This window comes from Thioclava sp. L04-15 (genome assembly GCF_002020275.1).
GTDB classification, from domain to species: Bacteria; Pseudomonadota; Alphaproteobacteria; order Rhodobacterales; family Rhodobacteraceae; genus Thioclava; species Thioclava marina.
This window is the reverse complement of sequence record NZ_MPZW01000004.1, coordinates 215,823-238,142: the sequence shown is the minus strand read 5'-3', so window position 1 is coordinate 238,142 and position 22,320 is coordinate 215,823. Positions and strand designations below refer to the sequence as shown.

Here is a 22,320-nt window from a genome sequence, read left to right as displayed (position 1 = left end):
CAGAGGAGGCCGCTGCAAGCAATCGAATTTCGTTTGGGTGACGCGCAGCAGGCCTTATGGAATTCAATGCGATCGGCCCGAAGCGGTCATACGCAATGAGTGGAACGAATGACCGCAGACGGCTCGTGACGCCCTAACGCAGATCACCCAGAGCTGCCATTTGCTCCGCAAATGACGAAACCGCGGGATTTACGTTCCAGATTGTGCCAAAGGATCGGTGCGAGAAAATCGTCGACCGACGCCAGCCCCAATTCAGTGGTCAGCTTGAAAGAATTTTGCGCCAGTCTGGCAAAGAACTGGCGGCGAGAAACACACCCGATCAACAATTGTTGCCTCGCTTGTGATTATTCGATGTCAACCCTTCGGAAAGAGCAATTCCACCCGTAAGCCAGGTGAGTCGTTCTGCAAGCGAAGCTCACCTCCATGAATATGCACAATGGCTTCGACAAGGCTCAGACCCAGCCCGCTTCCTTGGGTGTTCCGGCTCTGGTCGAGGCGCACGAAACGTTCCCGCACCCTGGCAAGATCGTCCTCGGGAATGCCCAGGCCGTTATCCTTCACGCTGAGAATGATCTCTCTGCTGGTCTCTTGCACCGCAATCGTAACGCGCGCCGGTGGCGGACTGTAGCGCAACGCGTTGTCGACGAGGTTTACGAGGGCCTGAAACAGCAGATCGCGATCTCCCTCGACCGATACCTCGTCTGGCAGATCCAGCACCAGCTTATGGCCCGCATCCTCCGCGCCAGGTCCGAGCAGCTCCGCAACGTCCCGACAGATTACTGTAAGCTCTAGCGGCCTGCGCTCGATTTCGACCATCCCGGCTTGCATTCGAGACAGGCGCAAGATTGCGTCGAAGGTCTCGGAGACCTGATCAAGATCGCTGAGCGCTTTGCCCACCTCTTGACGATGCGAGAAAGACAGAGATGGATCGAGTGCGACAGGCTCCAGACGCAGACGCAACCGCGCGAGAGGCGCGCGCAGATCGTGGGCGACATCGGTCGTAACCTGACGGATCGCTTCGATTCCGGCCTCGAGCTGGTCGAGCGTGTGATCGACGCTCTGGGCCAACCGTGCAATGTCGTCGTCACCTTGGTCGCGTATCCGCAAACCGTGGCGGCCTTCACCAACCGCATCCAGAACCCGTTCCATTCGGTCGATCCGGGCCTCATTGCGCCGTGCGATGAAAATCGCAAAGCTGATAGATAGGAGCAACGCCAGCCCCAGCCCCCAGCCGAAGCTGGTGGCGAGGATTTCTCCCTGTTCGCGCAACCAGGCATCGTCCCGCCCCGTCATCAGCCAGCCTGTCGGAAGCTGCATCCCGAAGGTGACATACCCCTCGGGCGCATTCTTGGCGGGCGGATAGAGGAGTTTCAGCGCAGCGCCTGGTTCGATATGGCGTATGCCTTCAAAAGGGGTCACGACACGGATATTTCCGAGCGCGGCCGAGCTGTCATTTGGAATGAAGGCCACGATATTGGTGCTCTCGTGGCTTGTCCTGACCCGAGCGGAAATCTGCTCCGTGAGATCCTGAAGGTCACCGCCTTGCGCCGAAAGCGCGAGCGCCTCGGTATCGGCTTGCACCTCGGCCTCGAGGCGGCGGCTCATCTCCTCGGATTGCAGAATGTAGGAAATCCCGCCCGCCACCAGCGCCGCGAGCGCGAACACTGTCGAGATTGCGATAGCGAAACGCATTGACCAGGTGAAGGCGCGCATCACGAGGCCTCGAAGACGTAGCCGATCCCGTGCAGCGTCGTCAGGTAAGACGTCTGGAAGGGTTTGTCGATCTTGCCGCGCAGGCGGCTGATATGGGTCTCGACGACGCTGCTTTTAGGATCGAAATGGATGTCCCAGATCGCCTCGAGCAAAATCGTCTTTGTCTGAACCCGGCCCGGACGCTCCATGAAATGCTTCAGAAGCATGAATTCGCGCGGCTGCAAGTCGATGCGCTGGCCCTCGCGCCAGGCCTCGCGCGAAAGCAGGTCAAGGCGCAGATCGCCCTGAACGAGTTCAGTCACTTCGGCCTTGAGCGCGGGCCGGCGCGCGATCGTATCGATCCGTGCGAGCAGTTCTACGAAAGCAAAAGGCTTTACCATATAGTCGTCAGCGCCTGCGCGCAGCCCCGCGACGCGATCCTCCACGCTGCCCATCGCAGTCAGGAGTATCGCGGGCGTGGCGATCTGCGCGGCGCGCAACGCCTTGAGCAGGGCCAACCCATCGAGCCCCGGCATCATCCGGTCAAAGATGAACAGATCGTAGCTCTGCGTGGTCGCTTGCGTCAGCGCCTCGCGCCCGTCGCGGAGAAGGTCGACGGCATGACCTTCTCCGGTCAGCCCCTTGCGCAGGTAGTCGCCGGTTTCGGCATCGTCTTCGGCAATCAGGATCTTCATCGCACCATCTTTCGATATCGGGTCGCTATTGTCACGGTCGACACCGCACCGTCTGTTCGCTTTCTTACGAATTTGTAAGATCGCCATAAACTCGTCTTGCGCGACGGTCGGCATAGACGAGTAAACTTGGGAACGTAACGATGACACTCTCCGATCCGGCACAGATGCGGCCGACCCTGTCGCGGCTGAAGACGATCTGGCCGATCGTGCTTGGACTTGGGCTCTTTCTCATGGGGCTCTGGGCGTTGCATCACCTGCTGGCGAGCATCGACGTTCACCAAGTCATCGCACAGATCAAGGCGACGCCCTTGCCGACCCTCGGCGCGGCGCTCGGGGCGACGGCCTTGGGCTATCTCGCGCTCGTAGGGTATGATTTCTGGGCGCTGCACTATCTCGGAAAGCGCCTGCCGCTACGCACCGTCGCCTTGGGAGGGTTTCTTGGCTACGCCTTTGGCAACACGGTCGGCATCAGCGTGATTTCGGGCGGGGCCGTGCGCTACCGTATCTATTCAGCTGCCGGGCTGAACGCCTTCGAGGTCGCCGGATTGTCTTCCTATATCGCGGTCGCGATGGGCATGGGGCTGACGCTTGTGGGCGTGCTGGCGCTGGCGGTGCATCCTGCTGCACTCGCCGGCGTGATCCCGGCGTCGGAGGCAGCGATCCGACTCGGTGCGATCGGGATTTCGGCGCTGATCCTCGGCGGGGCGTTCTGGCTTTCCGTCACAGGGCGCGCGCTGCGTTTTCGCGGTTTCGAAATCGCGATGCCCGCGCCGCGGATCCTTCTCGGTCAGCTTGTCGTGGCGCTTTTCGACTCGACCATGGCCTCGCTCGCGCTCTGGGTGCTGATGCCCGAAGGCACGCCGCCCTTCGCGAGCTTCCTGGCGATCTACGCGGCGGCGACGATGGTGGGCGTGCTCAGCCATGTGCCCGGCGGGGTGGGCATTTTCGAGACGATGGTGATCGCGGCGCTTCCCGCGGGCGTTCCGGTGGGCGAGGCGGCGGCCGGATTGCTGGCCTTCCGCATGATCTATTTCCTGCTGCCCTTCGCGCTGGCCTTCGTGATCGTGTCGATCAACGAGGCCCGCCTCGCGGGTGGCTGGGCGGCGCGCATCTTCGGCGAAATTTCCGAGCCCATGCGCCCGGTCATGGGCGGGATTGAGGGCGTCGCGCCGCGTATCGCGGGAATCGCCGTGCTCGGGCTTGGCTTCTGGCTGATCATCGTGGCGCTGATGCCATCTCTCAAACTTCACATGGACGATCCCGGGTTGGTCGGCGCGATCCTGGCCGAAGGGGGAACGCTCGCCTGCGCGCTTGCGGGCGTTTTGCTGATCGTGCTGTCACATGCGCTGGTGCGCCGGGTGCAGCTTGCGCACAGTCTTGCAATCGGTGCGCTGATCGTGGGGGTCTTTGCCGTGCTGGCCGACGATCTCGACGTGGAATCGGCGGTGGTGCTCGGCCTTGCCGCGCTCGCGCTCTGGCCGTTCCGCCGCGCCTTCCACCGTAAAGCGGCGCTGAGCGAGGGTGGCTTCGGACCGATCTGGATGGCGATGATGGCGGGGATGCTGGCCTCCGCGGCCGTGTTCTTCTTCCTCGCCCATGAGGCGACGCCTTATACCAACGCGCTCTGGCTCGATTTCACGGCCAGATCCGCCACGCCGCGTGCGCTGCGCGCGGGACTTCTGGTCAGCGCACTGATGCTTGGGTTGCTGCTCTGGCTCGCGTTGCGCCCGGCACGGCGGCTCTCGCTGGCGCCCGATCCCGAGCAGGATCGCGTAGTCTCAGAGATCCTCGCGAAGCAGGACGTGCCGCAGGGCTGGTTCGCGCTGACCGGTGACAAGAACGTGGTCTTCTCGTCCGAACGTGACGCGTTCTTGATGTATGCGCGCCGCCACGGACTTTGCGCCGTTCTGGGCGACCCGGTCGGCCCGCCCGAACCCGCGCGCCAGCTCGCCTGGGACTTCCACGAACGCGCGCGCCGCGAGGGGATCACACCGGTTTTCTACGAGGTCTCAACCAAATACCTGCCGCTCTGGATCGAAATGGGCTATGCGCTGCACAAGATCGGCGAGGAGGCGGTGATCGACCTTCAAAACTTCTCGCTCGCGGGATCGAAATACAAGACGATGCGCGCCGAGCAAAACCGGGCGCTGCGTGAAGGCTTCTCACTCGAGATCGTCTCGCCACCGCATGATCCCGCGCTGATCGATGAGCTCCGCGCAATCTCAGATAGCTGGCTTGCGGGGCAAAAGGGCAAGGAGAAGGGGTTCTCGGTCGGTCGCTTCGAGCCCGCATATCTGAACCATTGCGAGCTTGCCCTGATCCGGCGCGACGGCCAGATCCTCGGCTTTGCCAACCTGCTTGGCAGCCCCGGGGCGCAGCATTTCGGGATCGATCTGATGCGCTATCGCCCGGAGGCCGCAGACGGCGTGATGCAGTTCCTGTTCCTCGCGCTGATTGAGGCTCTGCGCGACCGCGGCGGGACTGAATTGAGCCTTGGGCTCGCGCCGCTTGCTGGGCTATCGGACCGAACGTCGGCCCGTCTGACAAGTCGTTTGGGCAATCTCATCTACCGACACGGCGGCAGTTTCTACAATTTCGAGGGGCTCAGGCGCTTCAAGCAGAAGTTTCGCCCCGACTGGCGGCCGCGCTATGTTGCCTTGCCGCCAGGAACCTCACCTTATCTCGCGTTGACCGAAATCGCCCTTCTGATCTCGGGCGGCGCGCGCAATCTCTTCACGAAAGACTGACATGCTGAGCGCCATTCATCAGGTTCTGCCCTCCATCGTTGCGTTGGGCATCTTCGGCTACTGGATCATCGCGGCGGCGGCGGCACTTGAAGCTTTTCTCCTCACGGGAATCTTCATTCCCGGCACGCTCATCGTCGATGCGGGCGGCGTGATGGTGCAACAAGGGATGCTTGATCCGTTCGACCTTATCTGGTTCGTCGCGATCGGCTCCGTTCTGGGCGGCGAGGCCAGCTGGTGGCTCGGTCGGCACGCGCGCCATGGCATGTTGGGGCGCTGGAAAGTCGAGGAGATGAAGCCCTACAAACGTGCAGAAGAGCTTTTTAAGCGACGGGGCGGCATCGCGCTGGTTATTGGGCGATTTCTTGGCCCGGTGGCAGCATTCGTGCCCTTTGCCGCCGCACTTGCGGGCATGGAACGAAAGAAATTCCGGCTCTGGAACATCCTGAGCGGGTTTCCTTACGCGATTGCGCATGTCGGCTTCGGCTACGCTTTGGGCGCGGGACTCACGACATTCAGCCCGTTGATGACGCGCAATACGCTTTTCTACCTTGCATTGCTTGTAATCGCCGCAGTGCTTTATTGGACCCTGCGTCGGCTCGATCGCGCCATTCCGCATCTTCTTGAGATGATGGGAGGTCTGCTCGACGAGATCGCGCGCCATCCCCGCGTCGACAGCTGGGGTGGGCGTCACCCGCGTGCGGCGAAATGGATCACGCGCCGGTTGGATCGCAGTCATCTGGCTGGGCTGCCTCTGACGCTTGGTGTGCTGGCCTTTGTTTACCTGTTCGCGCTGCTGATCGGTCTTTCGCTCGATTTTCTGCAAGCGGCACCCATCGTGCAGATCGATGCACAACTGGCCGAATTGATGCGCCTGTTCTGGACGCCGGGCCTGATCCAGATCTTCACCTGGATCACGGCGCTCGGCGATACGCGCTTGGTGCTGGCGGTGCTTGCGCTTGCGCTGACCTGGCTCGCCGTTCTGCGCCGTTTCGATCTTTTTTCGGGAGTGCTGATTGCGCTCGGGCTCGATCTGGTCTCGGTGGTGATCCTGAAAGCGGGCTTCAGCCGACCGCGTTCGATTCTGGGCTATTTCCAGGAAAGCTCGGGCAGTTTTCCCTCGGGCCACGCGGCGCTTTCGGTCGCCTTCTACGGGATGCTGGTCTTCGTACTCTGGCGCCTGACGCGGCTTGGCGCGGTGAGCGCGGGCGTTCTCGCTGCGCTCTTTGCGGGGTTGATCGGGCTGAGCCGACTCTATCTGGTCGAACATTACCTCAGCGACGTGATGGCGGGCTGGATCCTCGGGGCGCTTTGCCTTCTGGTCGGGATCGCCATCGCCGAGTGGCTGCGGACGCGTATCCGGGAACACGTATCGCCGCGACCGCGCTGGCAGATCGGTGTTTTGCTCGCACTCTCGCTCGGGCTTGGCGGGTTTGCCGTGATGCGTGTGCACGATTATTCCAAGGCGCTGAACCCGCCGCCGATGGCGCAGCCGCTTATCCAGGTTGCGCAAGGCGCAAATTTGCCGGAACTGAGTGCGGGCTCGCTCGAGGCTCAAAGCCTCGATGCAGAGCACAGCTTTCCGTTGTCGCTCGGCATCTGGGCGGGCGGACCCGCGCAGATCGCAAGCGCGCTCGAGACGCAGGGTTGGACCCGGGCGGGAACGCCCAGCCTGACCGCGCTCATGCGGGCGGCGTTCGCTTCGGTTCGCGACAAGGCCATGCCGGGGGCGGCGCTTGCCCCTCTTTTCTGGCGAAACGAGCCGAACGTGCTCGGCTTCAGCAAACCCGGCCCCGAGGCCGAGATGCAGATCCCGCGACTGCGACTCTGGCAGACACCTTATGTCGATGAATCGGGGGCGCGGCTCTGGCTTGCGGTGTTCACACGCGATGACGGCCTGCTTACAGACGATGCGAAACACGCCGAAAATATCGCGCCCGCTTTGGTGAACGCGCTGACCAGCGCGGGGACAGCGCATCTGGCAGGTGGAATCACGACAAGGAATTCGCGGCAGATTCCGGTGCTGGCGCTGAACTGAGAGGCGGTTCTTACAAATCCGTAAGACGCGGGCAAAACGCTTCACGCTCCTGCGGTCGATTGCTGTGTGCATTGATGCCGATGCATCGCAATCGAAGAGGATCTTTATGCGAAACCTGCTTCTCTCCGCCGCGTTGATCGCGGTGCCGGTCGCGTCATTCTCGATGGTCGAAATGGCCATGCATTCCGGGGCGTCGGGCGCTGACGCGGCGCGCTCCGCAAGCCTTGGCGACCTCGGCCCCTACGAGACGATTGTCAGCGACACCCAGAGCCTCGCGAAAAAGGGTGAGTTCGCTGCCGCAGAGAAACGCGCCACCGATCTGGAGACCCTCTGGGATCAGAACGCCGCCAAGCTGCGCGAGGCCGATCCCTCTGCCTGGGGGGTGATCGACGAGGCGGCGGACAAGGTCTTCGCCGCGCTGCGCACCAAGTCGCCGGAGGCAAAGACCGTGATGGAGAGTCTCGACGGGTTGCAGACCGCTCTGGCCGATCCAGTGCCCTCGGAGATCGGTGCCGTGCAGAAGATCGCGGGCGTCGCGGTGACCGACCAAACCGGCCACGCGCTTCCATGCGAAGCGATGATCGGGCAGCTGCGCGACACGCTCGGCGGCAAATCCGCGCCGAAGCCCGTCGCCGATCTACAGGCGAAGGCGCTCGAACGCTGCAATGCCGATGACGACACCCGTGCCGACGCTTTCTCGGCGCAGGCCCTCGCGATGCTGAAGAACTGAGGCCGGACATGACCTACACAGAAATCCTCACCCCGCAGGCTGAAGAAATCTCGAACCCCGTCAGCCGCGTCCCGGAGGTCACGCCCGGCTTCTGGCTGATCAAGCTGATGGCTGTCACGATGGGGGAGACGGCGGCCGATTTCCTGGCCGTCAATCTCGGCCTCGGCCTTACCGCGACGACCATCCTGATGTCGGCGATCCTCGCGCTGGTGATGCGTTGGCAATTCTCGCAGCGTCGCTACGTGCCTGCGGTTTACTGGTCGGCCGTGGTGCTGATCTCGATCGTCGGCACCCTGATCACCGACAACATGACCGACAATCTCGGCATTCCGCTGATCGACTCGACGGTTGCCTTCACGCTGCTTCTGGGTGGCACCTTCGCGGCCTGGTTCGCCTCCGAGCGCAGCCTCTCGATCCACGAGATCTACACCACGAAGCGTGAAGGGTTCTACTGGCTCGCGATCCTGTTCACCTTCGCCCTCGGAACCGCGGTCGGTGACCTGATCTCCGAGCAGTTCGGGATCGGCTATCTCGGGACCGGGATCCTCTTCGGTCTGATCATCGCCTCGCTCGCCGCGGGTTATGTGACGTTCCGGCTCGACGGGCTCTGGGCCTTCTGGCTGTGCTACATCTTCACCCGACCGCTCGGCGCCTCCTTCGGTGACCTGCTGTCGCAGCCCTTGGATTACGGCGGGCTCGGCTTCGGCACGATCCCCACGAGCCTGGGCTTTCTCGTCGTCATCGCGATTACCGTCGCCGCGATGACGGTGTCGCGGCGCAAGGTCTGATCCTCACTCAGGTTGCGTGCCGCGTGGCCCTCCTTTTCGGGCAACCGGAAGGGAGGGCCTTTTTCGTCGTCGCCCGAGGCTTGCGCGGGAAAAAACGACTTCTCACCGATTTGTAAGAAGCGGTCGAACTCAACCCGGTTCGCGCGGGTCATTCTCCTCCCGACACGAAAAGGAGGTGCCACGAGATGCATAGAGACACACCGGCCATCAGCACCAAGGGCCTGACCCTGCGCTACGGGGACTTCACCGCGCTCCACCCGCTCGACATCGAGATCGCACGCGGCGAGATCTTCGGGTTCCTCGGTCATAACGGTGCCGGCAAGACCACCACGATCCGGCTTTTGACGACGCTGCTGGAGCCCAGTGGCGGAACCGCGAGCGTCGCGGGGTGCGATCTGGCGCATAACCGGATCGCGCTGCGCCGCTCCATCGGCTACCTGCCCGAGAACGTCCTCCTTTACGACACGCTCACCACGCGCGAGAACCTCCGGTTTTTCGCGACGCTCTCGCGCATCGAGGACGCCCGCGACCGCGTCGAGGAGGTGATGGATTTCCTCGAGATCCGCGCGCTGGCGGACCGCCGGATCGCGACCTTCTCGAAGGGGATGCGCCAGCGGGTCGGCCTTGCGCAGGCCATCGTGCATCGGCCACAGGTTCTGTTTCTCGATGAGCCGACCTCGGGGCTCGACCCGATGGGGGTGCGCCAGCTGCGCGAAGTGCTGGAGCGGCTCAACGCGCATGGCATGACGATCTTCATGAACACCCACCTGCTGAGCGAAGTGGCGCGGTCGTGTTCCTCCATCGGCGTGCTCTCGCATGGCCGGCTCGTCTTCCACGACACGATCGAGAAGGTGAATGCGCGCTACGGATCGGAAGAGGCGCTCGAGGCGCTTTACCTGTCGGTCGTGCCGGAGCGCGAGGTTGCGGCATGACACCCTCCACGATCCTTCGCCGTCACGCGCTTGCGGCGCTTGCGCGAGAGAGGACGATTGTTCTGGTAGCCGCGCTCTTCGCCGCGTTGGTTCTGGTCTCGGCCTATCTGGGCTGGTCCGCGACCTCGACGGTCGATGCGATCTACGCCAGTGCCAGGCACTGGTTCGAGGCCAATGGCAAGCCCGTGCCGCCGAACCCGGTCACCGAAGGCTCGCCGCTGGCGCTGCTGCGCAATCTCACGATCTATATCAGCCTGATCGGCGCGTTCTCGGCCATCGTGATCGGCTATCGGATGGTCGAGGCCGACCGCCGGGCCGGGGTGCTGCCCCTGATCGGCGTGCGTCCGCTGGAGCGGCTGGATTATGCGCGCGGAAAGATTTCGGCTCTGGCCTTGGCCGTGGGCGGGCTGGCGACGCTTGCAGGTGTGGTCGGGGCCGCAACGCTTGCGATCCTGCCCTCGGTGCATCTCGGGACCGGAGACTGGGCGCGGCTGGCTGCGTTCTTCATCCTGGGCTGGTTCTACATGATGACCTTCGGGTTGATCGCGATCGGCGCTTCGGCACGGGCGCGCAGCGAAACCGCCGGTCTGATGGTGCCGACGGTCGTGTGGCTGGTGCTGACCTTCGTCTGGCCTGCGTTGACCGGGAACATCCTGCCGACCGCCGCGATCAATCCGATCTCGGCCCTCGCCCCGGCCCCGCACTCCGCGACCTTCGACCTTTCGGCCGCGCTGCTCGGACCGCTCTCGCAAGCCGAGGCCTACAAGTATCTCGGCGCGGAGCTGATGGGCTATCTGCCCGAGGGGCTGCCCCCGCGCGGCCCCGTTCCGCCGCTGGTCGTGATGATGCTCTTTGCGGCGGGCTCCGGCCTCTATGCGCTGCGCGGCTGCCTCAAGCTCGACATGACGAAGGGAGGTCCGGATGCGTGATCTTTCCGCCATTCCGACCATCGCGCTGAAGGACGCGCACATCGCGTTGCGCGACCGTTTCCTGCTCGCAGCGACGCTGGCGCTCGTCACCGCCGCGCTCATTTCGCTGATCATCGGCACCATCGCGATGCGCACCGATGTCGCGACCTACATGGCCGCGAAACAGCAATTGCTTGCGCTCGGCAAAAGCCTTGGTTCGATAGCGGCCCCCGAGTTCTACCCGCTCAAGCTGATGCGCGGCACGATCGAGCAGATCGAGATCATGGGCGCGGTGATCGCGCTGATCGCAGGCTATCGCGCCGCTGTCGAAGAGCGAGGGCGCCAGACCCTTGCACTGATCCTGACGCGGCCGCTTTCGAACTGGCAGTTCCTCGCCGCGAAGCTGCTGGGCGGCGCGGGACTGATGGCGACCGCGCTCGCCTTCGTCTTCGCGCTTTGCGCGGTCGTCCTCGCGCTTGGCTCGGGCATCGGAATCGGGCCGAATGAGCTGATGCGCCTCGCGATCATCTGGGGGGCCTCGACGCTTTATCTCAGCGCGATCTTCGCGGTTGGGTTCGGGCTGAGCCTGTGGCTGAAGAGCCCCGCGAGCGGCCTGCTCTATGCTTTTGCGCTGTGGCTGCTGGTGGTGCTGGTCGCGCCGCAGATCGGCGACACGATGGACCCCGACAACCAGGTCGCGGGCGGTGTCTTCGCGCAGCTTTCGATCCCGAAGGCCGAGCAGACCCGGATCAAGCAGGGCTTCGCCACCTACGAGACCATCCGCAACGGGATCGAGGCCTCCTCCGTGACCAAGCATTACGAGCGCTTCACCTTCGCGGTGCTCGGAATCAAGGACATCTACACCGGCAAGGCGCTCGGGCCGATCTGGGCCGACAGGAAGGGCGATGCCTGGTTCCTCATTTTCTTCACCCTCGGCCTCGGCGTGCTCGTCCTTCTGCGTCCGATCCGTGCCGATCGTCTGACCAAGGAGACCTGACGATGAACAAGACCCTTTCCACCCTGTCCGTGCTGCTGATGCTTGCCGCGGGCGGTGCCCAAGCCGCACAGACCGACACTGACAAGGACGGTGTGCCCGACATGGCCGAGCCCCTGCTGCAAACGGATCCGCTCAATCCCGATACCGATGGCGACGGGCAGAACGATCTGGCCGACACGGCGCCGGTGATGGCGCCAAGCCCGATCACAGCCGCAGGCACTGCCGCGCCGTTCCACATCGGAGAGCTGCTGGTCGAGAACAATGTCGATCCCGCGACCCATACGGATGCGCCCGACCATCTCGAAATCGAACTGATCAATGACAGCGCCAAGCCGCTGAGTGGCTTCACGCTCTACTATACGATCACCGATGCCGATAGCGGCGCGCAGGAGGCCTATATCCTTCACCCCGACGTGAGCGTTCCGGCCAACGGCTCTGCCCAAATCCATGTCGATGACAGCGGCAAGGCCGGGCACCTGCGGGCGAACCCGAACTCGATCTACGCCACCGCGCAATCGGCCAAGGACGTCACGGTGAGCTTGCAGCTTCCCGGCTCGGTCGCCGTGACGCAAAGCGTCAAGAAAGACGCGGGCGGCGCCGAGCAGGCCGACTAATCCCAACACGATGTCGCGGCCCCGGTCACGGGGCCGCTCAGGAGCGAGACCCACATGACGTTTCTCAAATTCGGGCGCATCGTCGGAACTGTCGTATTCGGCATCCTTGCGGCCCTTGTGCTTTACCTCTGCTATCTTCAGCTGAGCGGCAATTTCCATACTGTAGTCGCCGGGGAGTTTTATCGATCGAACCAGCCCACCGCCACGCGCCTGAAAACCTACAAGGAAAAGGACCGGATTCAGTCGGTGCTGAATCTGCGCGGCGCGCATCCGGGTGAAGCCTGGTATGACGAGGAGAAAGCCGCCGCCGAGCGGCTTGGCCTGAAGCTGATCGACTTCAAAATGTCCGATAGCGAGGTTCTCGGTCCGGCGCGCGTCGCGGAACTGGAGGCCGTCATGGCGAAGGCACCCAAGCCGATGCTGGTCCACTGCAAAGCAGGTGCCGACCGCACCGGACTGGCATCAGCCCTCTACCTTTCGCATCAGAAGAACCGTTCGTCCTCCGAGGCCGGCTGGCAATTGTCGCTTCTTTACGGCCACATCGGCGTGCCCTTGTTGTCGAGGGCTTGGCCGATGGATGAAACTTGGATGGCTGTGAGCGCGGTTCAACCATTTTCTACCGCTGGGTTGAAGGCCTCATGACGGCCACAAAAAACTGATCGAGGAACCCAGAAAAGGATCGAAACACAAATATTTGGATCAGGAGTGAAAGCACGCAAGTCTTGATCGCATGAAGGGCCGGTTTCCACTTATCCGAGCATTGCGGCGAACGTCCGCTTCCCGCCCAAAGCAGACATGAAGCTGACGTTGTCTTGATCGTGAAATCTCATGCGAAGTCCGGGCGAGTCATCATGGCATTTCGAAGGCCTCGCACCCAGAGAGCTGACATAGTGAGGTCGACACGTTGCGGCATCGAACATCGAACATCGAACATCGAACATCGAACATCGAATATCGAATATCGAATATCGAATATCGAATATCGAATAAAGCCTTTGTAAATCAGGATGTCGACCGAATGGTTCGACCATCTTCGCGCCATTCAGGCAGACCGCCGTCAAGACGACGGGCGTTGAAGCCATTCTTGCGCAAGAACGCCACGGCTTGGTGGGCGTAGACACAGTATGGACCACGACAATAGGCCACAATCTCGGTGTTCCGGTCGAGGTCCGTCAGGAACTTGTCCAGCTCCGTCACGGCCATGTTGAGCGCGCCAGGGATATGGGCATCGGCGAACTCGTCGGCGGGGCGCACGTCGAGGACGGTCACCGACCCTTCACTCAGTCGAGCGGCAAGCTCGTCGCGGTTGATCGGTTCCGGCGCGCCTTCGCCGTTCGATAGTCCGCGCAGTATCTCCCCAACCTGTGCGAGGTTCCTTTCGGCAACATCGCCCAAAATTCCCAACAACGTCAGTGTCCTCGCGTCGGTCAGCCTGTAGATTATCGCCTTTCCGTCGCGCCGACTGGTGACAAGGCCAGCGCGCCGCAATTGCTGCAAATGCTGCGAACAATTCGCGACAGTGAGCCCGGTTTTTTCCGCAAGCGCCTCTACCCTGCGCTCGCTCTGGGCGAGCTGTTCAAGAAGCATAAGGCGTGCGGGGGCCGACAAGGCCCGCGCGACAAGGGCGTATTCTTCGAGAAGGGCCATCTTCGGGCTAATTGACATGGGCTGCCTCGGAATATTACATCATTCAATCGAATAATTGAATGATAGCGAATCCAGCCCGCGCCACAAGAGCAAAGCCGAACGCATGACCGAAACGATCCTCTCTGCCGAGCCGACGATCCGACTTGCCGCTTTCTTGGGCGTGTTGGCGGCGATGGCGTTGTGGGAGGTCGCGGCCCCCCGGCGGCGCAGAGAGATACCGCGCTTGATCCGTTGGACGAACAATATTGCCATGGTCTTTATAGATACGGTGATCCTGCGCCTGGCATTCCCGATCCTCGCAGTCGGATTGGCCGTCATGGCCGAGGACCGTGGCTGGGGGCTGTTCAACAATCTGGAGTGGCCGACTTGGGCGGCCATCCTTGTTTCGATGCTGGTGCTCGATTTGGCGATCTACCTTCAGCATGTCATGTTCCACGCGGTTCCCGGACTTTGGCGCCTGCATAGGATGCACCATGCCGATCTCGACTTCGACGCAACGACGGGCCTGCGGTTCCATCCGCTGGAAATCCTGATCTCGATGGGGATCAAGCTGGCGGTGGTCGCGGCGCTCGGGCCGCCTGCGGTCGCGGTGCTGCTGTTCGAGGTGATCCTGAATGCGACCGCGCTTTTCAACCACGCTAATGTCGATCTGCCGCGCCCGGTTGATAGAGTGCTGCGCCTAATCGTGGTCACCCCGGACATGCATCGCGTCCACCATTCCGTCGATCCGCGTGAGACCAATTCGAACTACGGCTTCAACCTGCCCTGGTGGGATCGGCTCTTAGGCACCTATGTCGCGCAACCGGCAAAGGGGCATCAGGACATGGAGATCGGGATAGAACAGTTCCGCACGCGTCGTGATCTTTGGATCGATAGAATGCTGGTCCAGCCCCTGCGTGGCCCGGCTTCGGGCCATGCTCTCGACCCACGCATCGCGGTGGAGGAAGAGGAATGACTTACACCCTCGGCACCCCCGAGAATCCGCGCCCCTTTCCTGAACAGGTCTTGCAGGTGCTCTTTTTCGGCTGTCCGGAGGCCCGTTTATCCCTGGAAACGCACTCCGCTTAAATCCCGCCTCCGATCAGAAAGATACAGATGCTTGAAATCATAACGCGACGCCTTGGCTTTGCGACGATCCTTCTGGGCCTTGTGTCCCTTGCGCTTCTTGCTTTGTCCGTCTGGGGGTATCGTGCGGGCGGATGGCCTTGGCCCCAAGCCTATAACATCGCCGGTTGGGGTGTCTGGGCGGCGTTAGTGGGGGTCGTCGCAGCGCTCGTGACCTTGGCGGGGGCTATCCGCAAGAGCCGCGGTGCCAGCATTGCGCTGATTGGTCTTATCCTGTCATTGCCCGTTGTAGGCCTCGGAGCGGCTTTCGAAATCGCCGCTTGGACGACACCGCCGATAAACGACATCTCGACCGATACCGAAGACCCGCCGGTCTACTGGTTCACCGCGACCCCAACGGACTACCCGGCGCAGAATGCCGAGCCACAACGCTCCGCCTATCCTGACGTGCGCCCGCTGGACCTTCCGATCCCGGTCGAGGATGCATTCTCAGAGGCGTTGACCCTTGTCGAAACGCGTGGCTGGGAGGTGCTCTCGGCCGATCCTGCGGAAAACCAGATCGAAGCCATCGCCCGAAGCCGCGTCTTCGGCTTCGAGGACGAGGTGGCAGTTCGGGTCACCGACATCGAGACAGGCAGCCGCATCGACATGCGATCACGCTCGCGCCTTGGGCAGATCGACCGCGGCGCCAATGCCCGACGCATCGAGGCGTTCCTTACGGAACTGCAAGCACAAGTCACCGAATAAGATCGAAAACCAAGGAACACCCAGATGAAACTGTCTCACGTTCTTGGCGCGGCCACTGTCGCGCTTTGCCTTCATTCCACCCCCATTTTGGCGCAGGACGCGGCCATCGAGGCGATGCAGGAATACATGATGTTTTCGGAGTATGAGGCCGGCATCATACTGCCGCAACAGATCGACCAGGCCGTCTTTGAAACGGCGCTTTTCGTCGACACACGCGACGCAGAGCAGTTCGACGCTGCCACGATTCCCGGTTCCATCAATATCGAATGGCGCGAAGTGCTGGACCGGATTGACGAGATTCCCAAGGATCGAATGACAGTCCTTTTCTGCAACACCGGCAGCCTGTCCGCCCAAGCGGCATTTGCCCTGCGGGTTGCAGGTCGAACGAACGTCGTAGTTCTGCAAACCGGTTTCGCCGGTTGGGAAAAAGACGCGGTCTACAAGCCTTGATCTAAACCGTTCGTGATGGCTCCGGGCCATGGCGTTGGCCCGAACTGACCGTCGATCGAACTACTTTGAGAGAAGTCTCCGAAGCGGTGGGGTCAACAGTATTGTCGGCTCTGCACAGTCGGGCTAACAGCCGTTCGTTATCCTTCCTTGTTCAGTCATTTATCGATGGCGCAGCGAATGACCGGTTTCCGCCCATTCCGCCATTTCACTGCAGCGGCGGACGGTTCTCGCGGGCAACGAGACCGTCGATCAACTTGATCACCGCGCGCAGGTCCCACCCTGGTTGAGCACCTGCAAGCATGTCTGCCAGCGCGTCGACAGTATCAGCTGGTAATCCACGCGCTGCCGCTTCCCGTAGCGCGAAATATGCGAGATGCGCGCCCGAGAGCTGCGGGATGCATATTACGCGACACCGGCTCAGTAGCGGCGCAGGCACAGTGCGGCGATTGTTCGACGTCAGAACCCACGTGATCCAGCGCATATCGAACCGCACCCGGTAATAGGGGCAGTTCCAGGTCCGGGCACTGAGGGGTTCGAGCAGCGGCAAAAGGGCATTGCTCAGCGCAAAGCTGAAGCCTCGATCTGAACGCACATCGCCGACCTTACAGGATGGAGGACCCGTCGGCGTCATGAACATCACTCGCTGCCGTTCGAGTTTGTTTTTCGCACGAGCGATTTCGTATTTCGCTCGCCTCGATCAGCGCAGTTGGCTTGAGTTGCTAGGCGCGCGGCACGCCGAAGGTGCCGTTAGCATCGGAAACTTGCGGTGCGACATCGAACGTGCTTTGCCTCGGAAGTGCGGTCTCCTTGGGGCGCTCTGCTCGCAACGGGGCAAAATGGTTGGGTTTGCGCACTTTTGAGGCTGTCGTTTGGAGTTGAATTCTAGAAAACTGACGGAAATCGAACGTGAAAATGTGCATTGGTGGAGCCTGGAGAGGCGATTGCCCGTCGAAGGCGTCGAACGGTATTTTTGCTCCGGCAAAGATCGGCGTGAACGCTTCATCAAAGTTCGCTGGCCCGACGGTCCAAATTGCGTCAAATGCGGCTCGGACGACCTGGGCATGGTCGAAACGCGGGCGGTCTTTCAGTGCAAAGTATGTCGACATCAGTTCTCGCCCACAGCTGGCAGCATCTTGCATCGGTCCAGGGTCGATCTCGCAATTTGGTTTCGTGCGGCGGAAATGATCATTCGCGAAGGGGATGCGGGATTTTCTGAATATTCGCGGCGATTTCGCGTCCCATCGCAAACACTCGCGGACCGTCTGGATATCGAATATGTGGCCGCGCATCGATTGCGGAAAATTCTCCTCGCCGACATGGGGCGAGGTGGCGCGGGGCTCATGAGTGAAGTCATTTGCATCGTCCCATCAGAAATTCCGGCCGGTATTGTTCCCGGCTCCCTGGCGCACTTTGACTGGCTCTTTTCTGAGCGTTCTCCACCCTCGACCGATGAGGATATCCTCAGGACGCTAATGGGATGACCTTAGCGTCAAATCGATAGCCATCTTAAACGGCCATCACTCGAGCATCGCCGCGTTTGATGAGTTAACAATACAGAGTCTCCACAGGTTTCCTCTGCGCTGGCCTATTCACACGCGGCCGGACGAGATAAAGTCAGAGGACAAGTTCGAAACCTCCGGAAATGACAAGACGGACGGCAGGGCGTGGCGCGTGAGGCGTCATGCTCAACGAGAAGGCATGTCTGAACCGGATCAGGGTAGGAGAGTGATCTGTGCGAAAAAAATTCCTCTAACATGCTGAAAAATATAGATATTGACTCATTTTTGGCTTTGTGGAATCTCGCGGCCCGGGATCGGGAAGCAGAGGGGGCGCCGGTGTTCGAGGGCGGTCAAGCACGAGGTAAGAAAAAGAAAACGCGCGCTACATGCGTAACGCGCGGTGAGAGTTGGGACGAAGATCGCCCGTATTTCACTTGCATCGATAGAGCCCCCAAAGGGGTCATGCAAGACGCGATCTTCCCCAGACGACGGAAGTGACGGCAGATGCCGAGCCGACAAGGAGATCCGATGATGAACTACGTCATCGATCATGACGAATGGAACCACTCGCCGCGAAAACTGCCGCGGGCGAGTAAAATTGAATTGCCCCCAATCCATGGTGTGTTGTCGTTTGAAGGGGCACGCAGTCCGTCTTCGCGCAGTGCCGCGTCTCAGAAAGTGTTTCTAACTTATCGAACTGAAGCAGACAACTGGAAGCCGCGGATCGGCATCTGTGAAAGTGCAGCCGAGGCGGCTGTCGCCATTGAGTTGCTCTTATCCCCAAATGTTTTTGACCTGAAGTTTCAGCCGGCGCAGGTCAGATTTTTCGATGAAGAAGACGGAAAACATCATAAGTATACGCACGATCTGCTCGTGGAATTTTGCACTGGTGAACGACGCCTCATCTTCGTGCGCAATGCAGCCAGCTTGAAGAAGCCGCGGACTCAGCGCCAGATTCAGTTGATTGCGCAGGCTTCTCGGAGGGAGCGGCTCGCCCACGATATGGTGGTTGCGAATGCCACTGACTACACGCGCCAGCGTCGCGATAACCTGTTTCGTATGTTCCTCTACGTTTCAGACCCGGACCCGGAGGCAGACGAGATTGTTCTCGCTGCCGCGAGGCGACTTAAGACCCTATGGCACATGCAAGACATCTTCCCGCATGTCGGCATCCACCAGAGCCGCGCCTTCGCCGCTTGCTACCGGCTGGTTGCCCGAAAACAACTTTGGGCAGATCTGGATCATGTTCTCTGGGAGTGGTCGCGGATCGAGGTAGCGGCATGACTTTGGTGCCACGCTATGAACTGCCGATCGGGTCCGAGGTGACACTTTTCCAGCGGAAGCTTGTGGTCTTGGGGCAAAGCGATAAGGGCTATGAGTTTTCGGATCCAGAAACCGGAGTGCCTTACTCGATTCCTTTTCAAAAGTTTGTCGACTACCTCAAGCTACCTGGGACGCGATTCCATGGCGGGATTACCCCTGGCGCGAATTTAGTGAGTGAACGGCTTGGCGGCTATAAAACGTCGAAAGCGCTCTCCAAGGAGCAGCAAGAAATCGCGAAATTCAACACTTCGATTTGCAAAGCGATCGATCTGCTGATTGCGGCGCGCCGAGAAGAAAACGGAAATCCAAAGTTGAAAATAACGGCTCGGTTTCTGGATCAGGGGTCAAACCGAAAGTTTCTTCGTGAGATTGTCACCACGCTTTTTGGTCAAACGGTATATCTGAAGCTCGAACACGGCGGCCGGAGTGCGCGATGGATCCTGTATAAAGGTCGAACCCTCCTCAAATATTATCGTGTCTACGAAGCGCTCCCGTCGGATGTGAGCCCTCTCGATGCACTCGTCACATTAGATCACTTGAAAGGAAATCGGACGCCGAGGCTCTGCTACGAACTTGAACGCTTAATGTTCAACGCTTGGAATGAGTTCGGGTTAGACAAGAAAGGTTATTCCATTGCGAATGTGAGGCAGCATCTCGAGGGTTTGGTCGGCGCGGCAAATGCGGAGCGGATGCGCAATCGAATTCCCGCGCTGATAATGCCGTCAAATTCTAGCCTCAAGGCATTTCGTGATCGGCTGATTTCGCCGACAGAGCTCGCAGTGGCTGTGAAGGGAGAGCGCGAAGCGCGAAATCTTAGAGGGCGTGGAAGCACCGATATTCGCGCGTTGTTAGTCGGCGAATATGTTGAAATGGACGAGTGCAAGGCTTCCCTCGTGATTTCGGCCAAGATGAAGGGCATTTGGTATCAACTATCAAACGAGCAGAAAGAAACACTTAAAAAAATCGATGAGGAGATACGCACGCGACTGACAATCCTCGTGATGATCGATGTGGCATCGCGTATGCCCCTGGCGTGGGTAATCAGCGATCAGCCGAAGGCGCAGGCGACGCTCGAACTCCTGCGAATGGCAACCCGCGACAAGTTCCGCGAACAACGGAAATATGGTTGCTCCGGCGAGCCGGCGCGGGCGACGGGTCTTGGACATGTCAAAAATGACAACGGGCCTGGGCTTAGAAACAGTCAGACCATTGCTGCGCTCATGGGTTGCGCATCCATGAATACCATCGCGCGCGCATACGCATCCACCGACAAGCCTTATATTGAGAGGATGTTTGGGACGGTGGAGTCAGTTCTGCTGAAACTGATCATGGGATACACCGGCCGGAAACCAGGTGAACTTCCGGGCTACGACGCGAAAGCAGATGGTGTGCTGAATGTCGAAGAACTTTACGCAATCCTGACGCGCTTTTTTATCGACGAATATCCTTCGCTTCCGCATTTCGGTGTCGGAATGGGTGGGCGGCGGCCCGCCGATGTATATCGGGAAATCAATGATCTGCGAGGGCAAGTGCGACCGATGGATTCGAACTGGCGACGAATCCACCTCGGATGGGAAGAAAGCGTCACCCCCACGGACGAGGGCGTGCGTGTATTTGGCGGTATTTTCTTCAATTCTGACGAGCTTCAAAAGCAACGGGATGAACTCAGGATTACCGGAAAGGTCAAAGTGTTCGTCGATCCTGATGACATGAATCTCGCGACCGTTGTTCTGCCCAAATCCCAAGAGATCCTGGAGGTGCAGCTTCAGATCACGGCGTTTGCCGATATGACATTGCCGGAGATCCTCGATTTGATGGCGGTGTGGAGGAAGGAAGACCCAGTCTCCAAACAGATCCACGAAGACCGTCTGGTCGAGACCCGCCGCCAAAGACGCGACATGCTCGCAGCGATCAGTGCGGACCGGAAGATACTACGGAGTTACAGCACTATTGAAGAGTGTCGGAAGATGGCTCGCGCGGTTTTCGCTGGCGCGAGGGTCGCGCCCGTGAAGCAGCTTTCGAACACGGTCGAACCCGGGCGTCTTGCAGATCTCGATCATTGCGAACGGATCGTTCTCGCCGATGACGGGGGCTTGCTCGATGCCGAGTCGATTGCGCGGCAAGAGGGCATTGGGCGTGAGGAATTGGTCGCAAGTTCAAATTCAGGCGAAGAAACGCCTGAATTGTCGCCTCGGAAGGCAACGAAAAAAGAATCGAGGGGTGCCAGAGCCTCGGAGAAAAGCCACGGCGTTCTCGGGCGCCCTGAGAAAGTGAAAGGGCTTAAATAATGTCTTTTGTAGATATGGAGGCAGTTGCTGCGATCGCGCCGCTGAAGGAAGCCAGTTACCCATTCGCGCGTGCGGAACAGCTGCATCAAGCATTGCGCTGGTGCATCACTGATTACTACGCAAAGGCCTCTTTAGGAAAGGATTTTGAGGCGCGCGGTTTGATGGTTACTGGCCAATCGAGGCTGGGCAAGACCCATGAAATCAAGAAAATGCTGACGTCATTCCACGCAGAAAATATCGTGATGCCGAGCGGGCAGCCAGCTCGGATTATCACGATCCTGCTTTCTCGCAGGATGACCTGGAAAGACCTCGGGCTCGCGGTTCTGGAGGCTCTGGACTACCCGCTAAATGGCCGACGTAGCCAAAACTACATTTGGGCGAGAGTGATCGATGAGGCAAAAAGACTCGGCGTGATCGGCATCTATTTCGATGAGTGTCAGCACGTCTTCAGCAAGGACAACCATAAAACGAACCGCAACTTTCTCGACAGCTTCAAGACCCTGATGAAAGACGCGCGATGGCCGATAATGCTCATTCTGTCAGGCGTGCCTGAACTCGCGGGCTATGTGCGGTCTGAGGAGCAGCTCGCAAGATTGCTCCGGCCGGTCGAGTTCGACGAGATACGGCTGCCCCGTGACCTGGAGGAAATGAATAATCTCGCTTACAGCTTCGCTGACAAAGCAGAGCTCTGCTTTGATGAGCTGTCGACCAAGGACTTCTTGAAGAGGTTGAGCTTTGCATGCGCGAACCGCTGGGGGCTGGTCATCGAACTAATGATTGAGGCGTTTGCGCTGTGCAGGTGTGCTGGTGAAACGAACTGCACGATCGATCATTTCTCTCAATCGTTTTCGCGGATGTATGGACTGCCGGTGGGGTTGTCGCCGTTTGATGTCGACGACTATGAAGTCGCGTTCGATCCGATCGTTCTACTGAAACAGCTCGAAGACGAAGACTGACAAGCTTATACAGTCCTGCCTTCTCAAGGTCCGCATTTTGCGGGCCTTTTTCTTTTCCAAGCCAGTCGTGAGAAAGCTGCATGCTTATGCCGTCGGACAGTATGCTTATGCTCATCTTGCGAATCGGAACTGTCGTAGTCTATTGAATTCAAAGCGGTTTTTTGGTCCTGTTTGGCGGTGGTTGGTGTGAGGCGTGCAAGGTTATGC

General features: G+C 60.2%; 20 protein-coding genes. 16 read left to right on the top strand and 4 right to left on the bottom strand.

Annotated elements, in window-relative coordinates; all coding sequences use genetic code 11:
* Positions 1-354 precede the first annotated feature (354 nt).
* On the bottom strand, positions 355-1,713 hold the full coding sequence (locus BMI90_RS11320) for a HAMP domain-containing sensor histidine kinase (RefSeq protein ID WP_078529436.1): 1,359 nt from the start codon (positions 1,711-1,713) through the stop codon (positions 355-357).
* Positions 1,713-2,387, bottom strand: a complete 675-nt coding sequence (locus BMI90_RS11315; RefSeq protein WP_078529435.1) for a response regulator transcription factor — start codon at positions 2,385-2,387, stop codon at positions 1,713-1,715. The genes BMI90_RS11320 and BMI90_RS11315 overlap by 1 nt, the downstream gene beginning before the upstream one ends.
* Before the next feature lie 140 nt (positions 2,388-2,527).
* Between BMI90_RS11315 and mprF the strand changes: the two genes are divergently transcribed.
* The 9 genes from mprF to BMI90_RS11270 all read left to right on the top strand — a co-directional run bounded on the left by mprF (position 2,528) and on the right by BMI90_RS11270 (position 12,780).
* Positions 2,528-5,134, top strand: a complete 2,607-nt coding sequence (mprF, locus tag BMI90_RS11310; protein ID WP_078529433.1) for a bifunctional lysylphosphatidylglycerol flippase/synthetase MprF — start codon at positions 2,528-2,530, stop codon at positions 5,132-5,134.
* A gap of 1 nt (position 5,135) precedes the next feature.
* Entirely contained in the window at positions 5,136-7,169 is a 2,034-nt protein-coding gene (locus tag BMI90_RS11305; RefSeq protein WP_078529431.1) for a phosphatase PAP2 family protein, read from the top strand.
* 106 nt (positions 7,170-7,275) lie between these two features.
* Positions 7,276-7,899 (top strand): hypothetical protein, encoded by a 624-nt coding sequence (locus BMI90_RS11300; RefSeq protein ID WP_078529429.1) that lies wholly within the window; start codon positions 7,276-7,278, stop codon positions 7,897-7,899.
* An 8-nt stretch (positions 7,900-7,907) separates the two neighbouring features.
* Positions 7,908-8,687 (top strand): hypothetical protein, encoded by a 780-nt coding sequence (locus BMI90_RS11295; RefSeq protein WP_078529427.1) that lies wholly within the window; start codon positions 7,908-7,910, stop codon positions 8,685-8,687.
* A 185-nt stretch (positions 8,688-8,872) separates the two neighbouring features.
* The gene (locus BMI90_RS11290) at positions 8,873-9,619 is read left to right on the top strand and encodes an ABC transporter ATP-binding protein (RefSeq protein ID WP_078529425.1); all 747 of its coding nucleotides are present in this window, start codon (positions 8,873-8,875) and stop codon (positions 9,617-9,619) included.
* The gene (locus BMI90_RS11285) at positions 9,616-10,548 is read left to right on the top strand and encodes an ABC transporter permease subunit (protein ID WP_078529423.1); all 933 of its coding nucleotides are present in this window, start codon (positions 9,616-9,618) and stop codon (positions 10,546-10,548) included. Before BMI90_RS11290 ends, BMI90_RS11285 begins: the two co-directional genes overlap by 4 nt.
* Complete coding sequence (locus BMI90_RS11280) at positions 10,541-11,524, top strand: ABC transporter permease (RefSeq protein WP_078529421.1); 984 nt, start codon at positions 10,541-10,543, stop codon at positions 11,522-11,524. Before BMI90_RS11285 ends, BMI90_RS11280 begins: the two co-directional genes overlap by 8 nt.
* A gap of 2 nt (positions 11,525-11,526) precedes the next feature.
* Positions 11,527-12,138, top strand: a complete 612-nt coding sequence (locus tag BMI90_RS11275) for a hypothetical protein (RefSeq protein ID WP_078529419.1) — start codon at positions 11,527-11,529, stop codon at positions 12,136-12,138.
* 54 nt (positions 12,139-12,192) lie between these two features.
* The gene (locus tag BMI90_RS11270) at positions 12,193-12,780 is read left to right on the top strand and encodes a tyrosine-protein phosphatase (RefSeq protein ID WP_078529417.1); all 588 of its coding nucleotides are present in this window, start codon (positions 12,193-12,195) and stop codon (positions 12,778-12,780) included.
* Positions 12,781-13,140: 360 nt separating this feature from the next.
* Here BMI90_RS11270 and BMI90_RS11265 read toward each other — a convergent pair whose 3' ends face one another.
* Positions 13,141-13,785: a metalloregulator ArsR/SmtB family transcription factor gene (locus tag BMI90_RS11265; protein WP_246831536.1), complete on the bottom strand. Its 645-nt coding sequence runs from the start codon at positions 13,783-13,785 to the stop codon at positions 13,141-13,143.
* Between the two features lie 103 nt (positions 13,786-13,888).
* On the opposite strand from BMI90_RS11265, the gene BMI90_RS11260 reads away from it, so the two are divergent.
* The 3 genes from BMI90_RS11260 to BMI90_RS11250 all read left to right on the top strand — a co-directional run bounded on the left by BMI90_RS11260 (position 13,889) and on the right by BMI90_RS11250 (position 16,047).
* Positions 13,889-14,740 carry a sterol desaturase family protein gene (locus BMI90_RS11260; RefSeq protein WP_078529413.1) on the top strand — a complete coding sequence of 284 codons (852 nt, stop codon included), beginning with the start codon at positions 13,889-13,891 and terminating at the stop codon, positions 14,738-14,740.
* A gap of 140 nt (positions 14,741-14,880) precedes the next feature.
* Positions 14,881-15,597, top strand: a complete 717-nt coding sequence (locus BMI90_RS11255; RefSeq protein WP_078529411.1) for a DUF1499 domain-containing protein — start codon at positions 14,881-14,883, stop codon at positions 15,595-15,597.
* Positions 15,598-15,621: 24 nt separating this feature from the next.
* The gene (locus BMI90_RS11250; protein WP_078529409.1) at positions 15,622-16,047 is read left to right on the top strand and encodes a rhodanese-like domain-containing protein; all 426 of its coding nucleotides are present in this window, start codon (positions 15,622-15,624) and stop codon (positions 16,045-16,047) included.
* A 205-nt stretch (positions 16,048-16,252) separates the two neighbouring features.
* Here BMI90_RS11250 and BMI90_RS18525 read toward each other — a convergent pair whose 3' ends face one another.
* The gene (locus BMI90_RS18525) at positions 16,253-16,684 is read right to left on the bottom strand and encodes a hypothetical protein (RefSeq protein ID WP_146671266.1); all 432 of its coding nucleotides are present in this window, start codon (positions 16,682-16,684) and stop codon (positions 16,253-16,255) included.
* 304 nt (positions 16,685-16,988) lie between these two features.
* Between BMI90_RS18525 and BMI90_RS11245 the strand changes: the two genes are divergently transcribed.
* From BMI90_RS11245 to BMI90_RS11230, 4 genes are all read left to right on the top strand, one after another.
* Positions 16,989-17,528 carry a transposase gene (locus tag BMI90_RS11245; protein ID WP_168172760.1) on the top strand — a complete coding sequence of 180 codons (540 nt, stop codon included), beginning with the start codon at positions 16,989-16,991 and terminating at the stop codon, positions 17,526-17,528.
* A 549-nt stretch (positions 17,529-18,077) separates the two neighbouring features.
* Positions 18,078-18,830, top strand: a complete 753-nt coding sequence (locus BMI90_RS11240; protein ID WP_246831535.1) for a Tn7 transposase TnsA N-terminal domain-containing protein — start codon at positions 18,078-18,080, stop codon at positions 18,828-18,830.
* Positions 18,827-21,157, top strand: a complete 2,331-nt coding sequence (locus tag BMI90_RS11235) for a DDE-type integrase/transposase/recombinase (RefSeq protein ID WP_078529403.1) — start codon at positions 18,827-18,829, stop codon at positions 21,155-21,157. The genes BMI90_RS11240 and BMI90_RS11235 overlap by 4 nt, the downstream gene beginning before the upstream one ends.
* Positions 21,157-22,113, top strand: coding sequence for an ATP-binding protein (locus BMI90_RS11230; protein ID WP_078529401.1), 957 nt, complete (start codon positions 21,157-21,159; stop codon positions 22,111-22,113). Before BMI90_RS11235 ends, BMI90_RS11230 begins: the two co-directional genes overlap by 1 nt.
* The last annotated feature ends 207 nt before the right edge of the window (positions 22,114-22,320 follow it).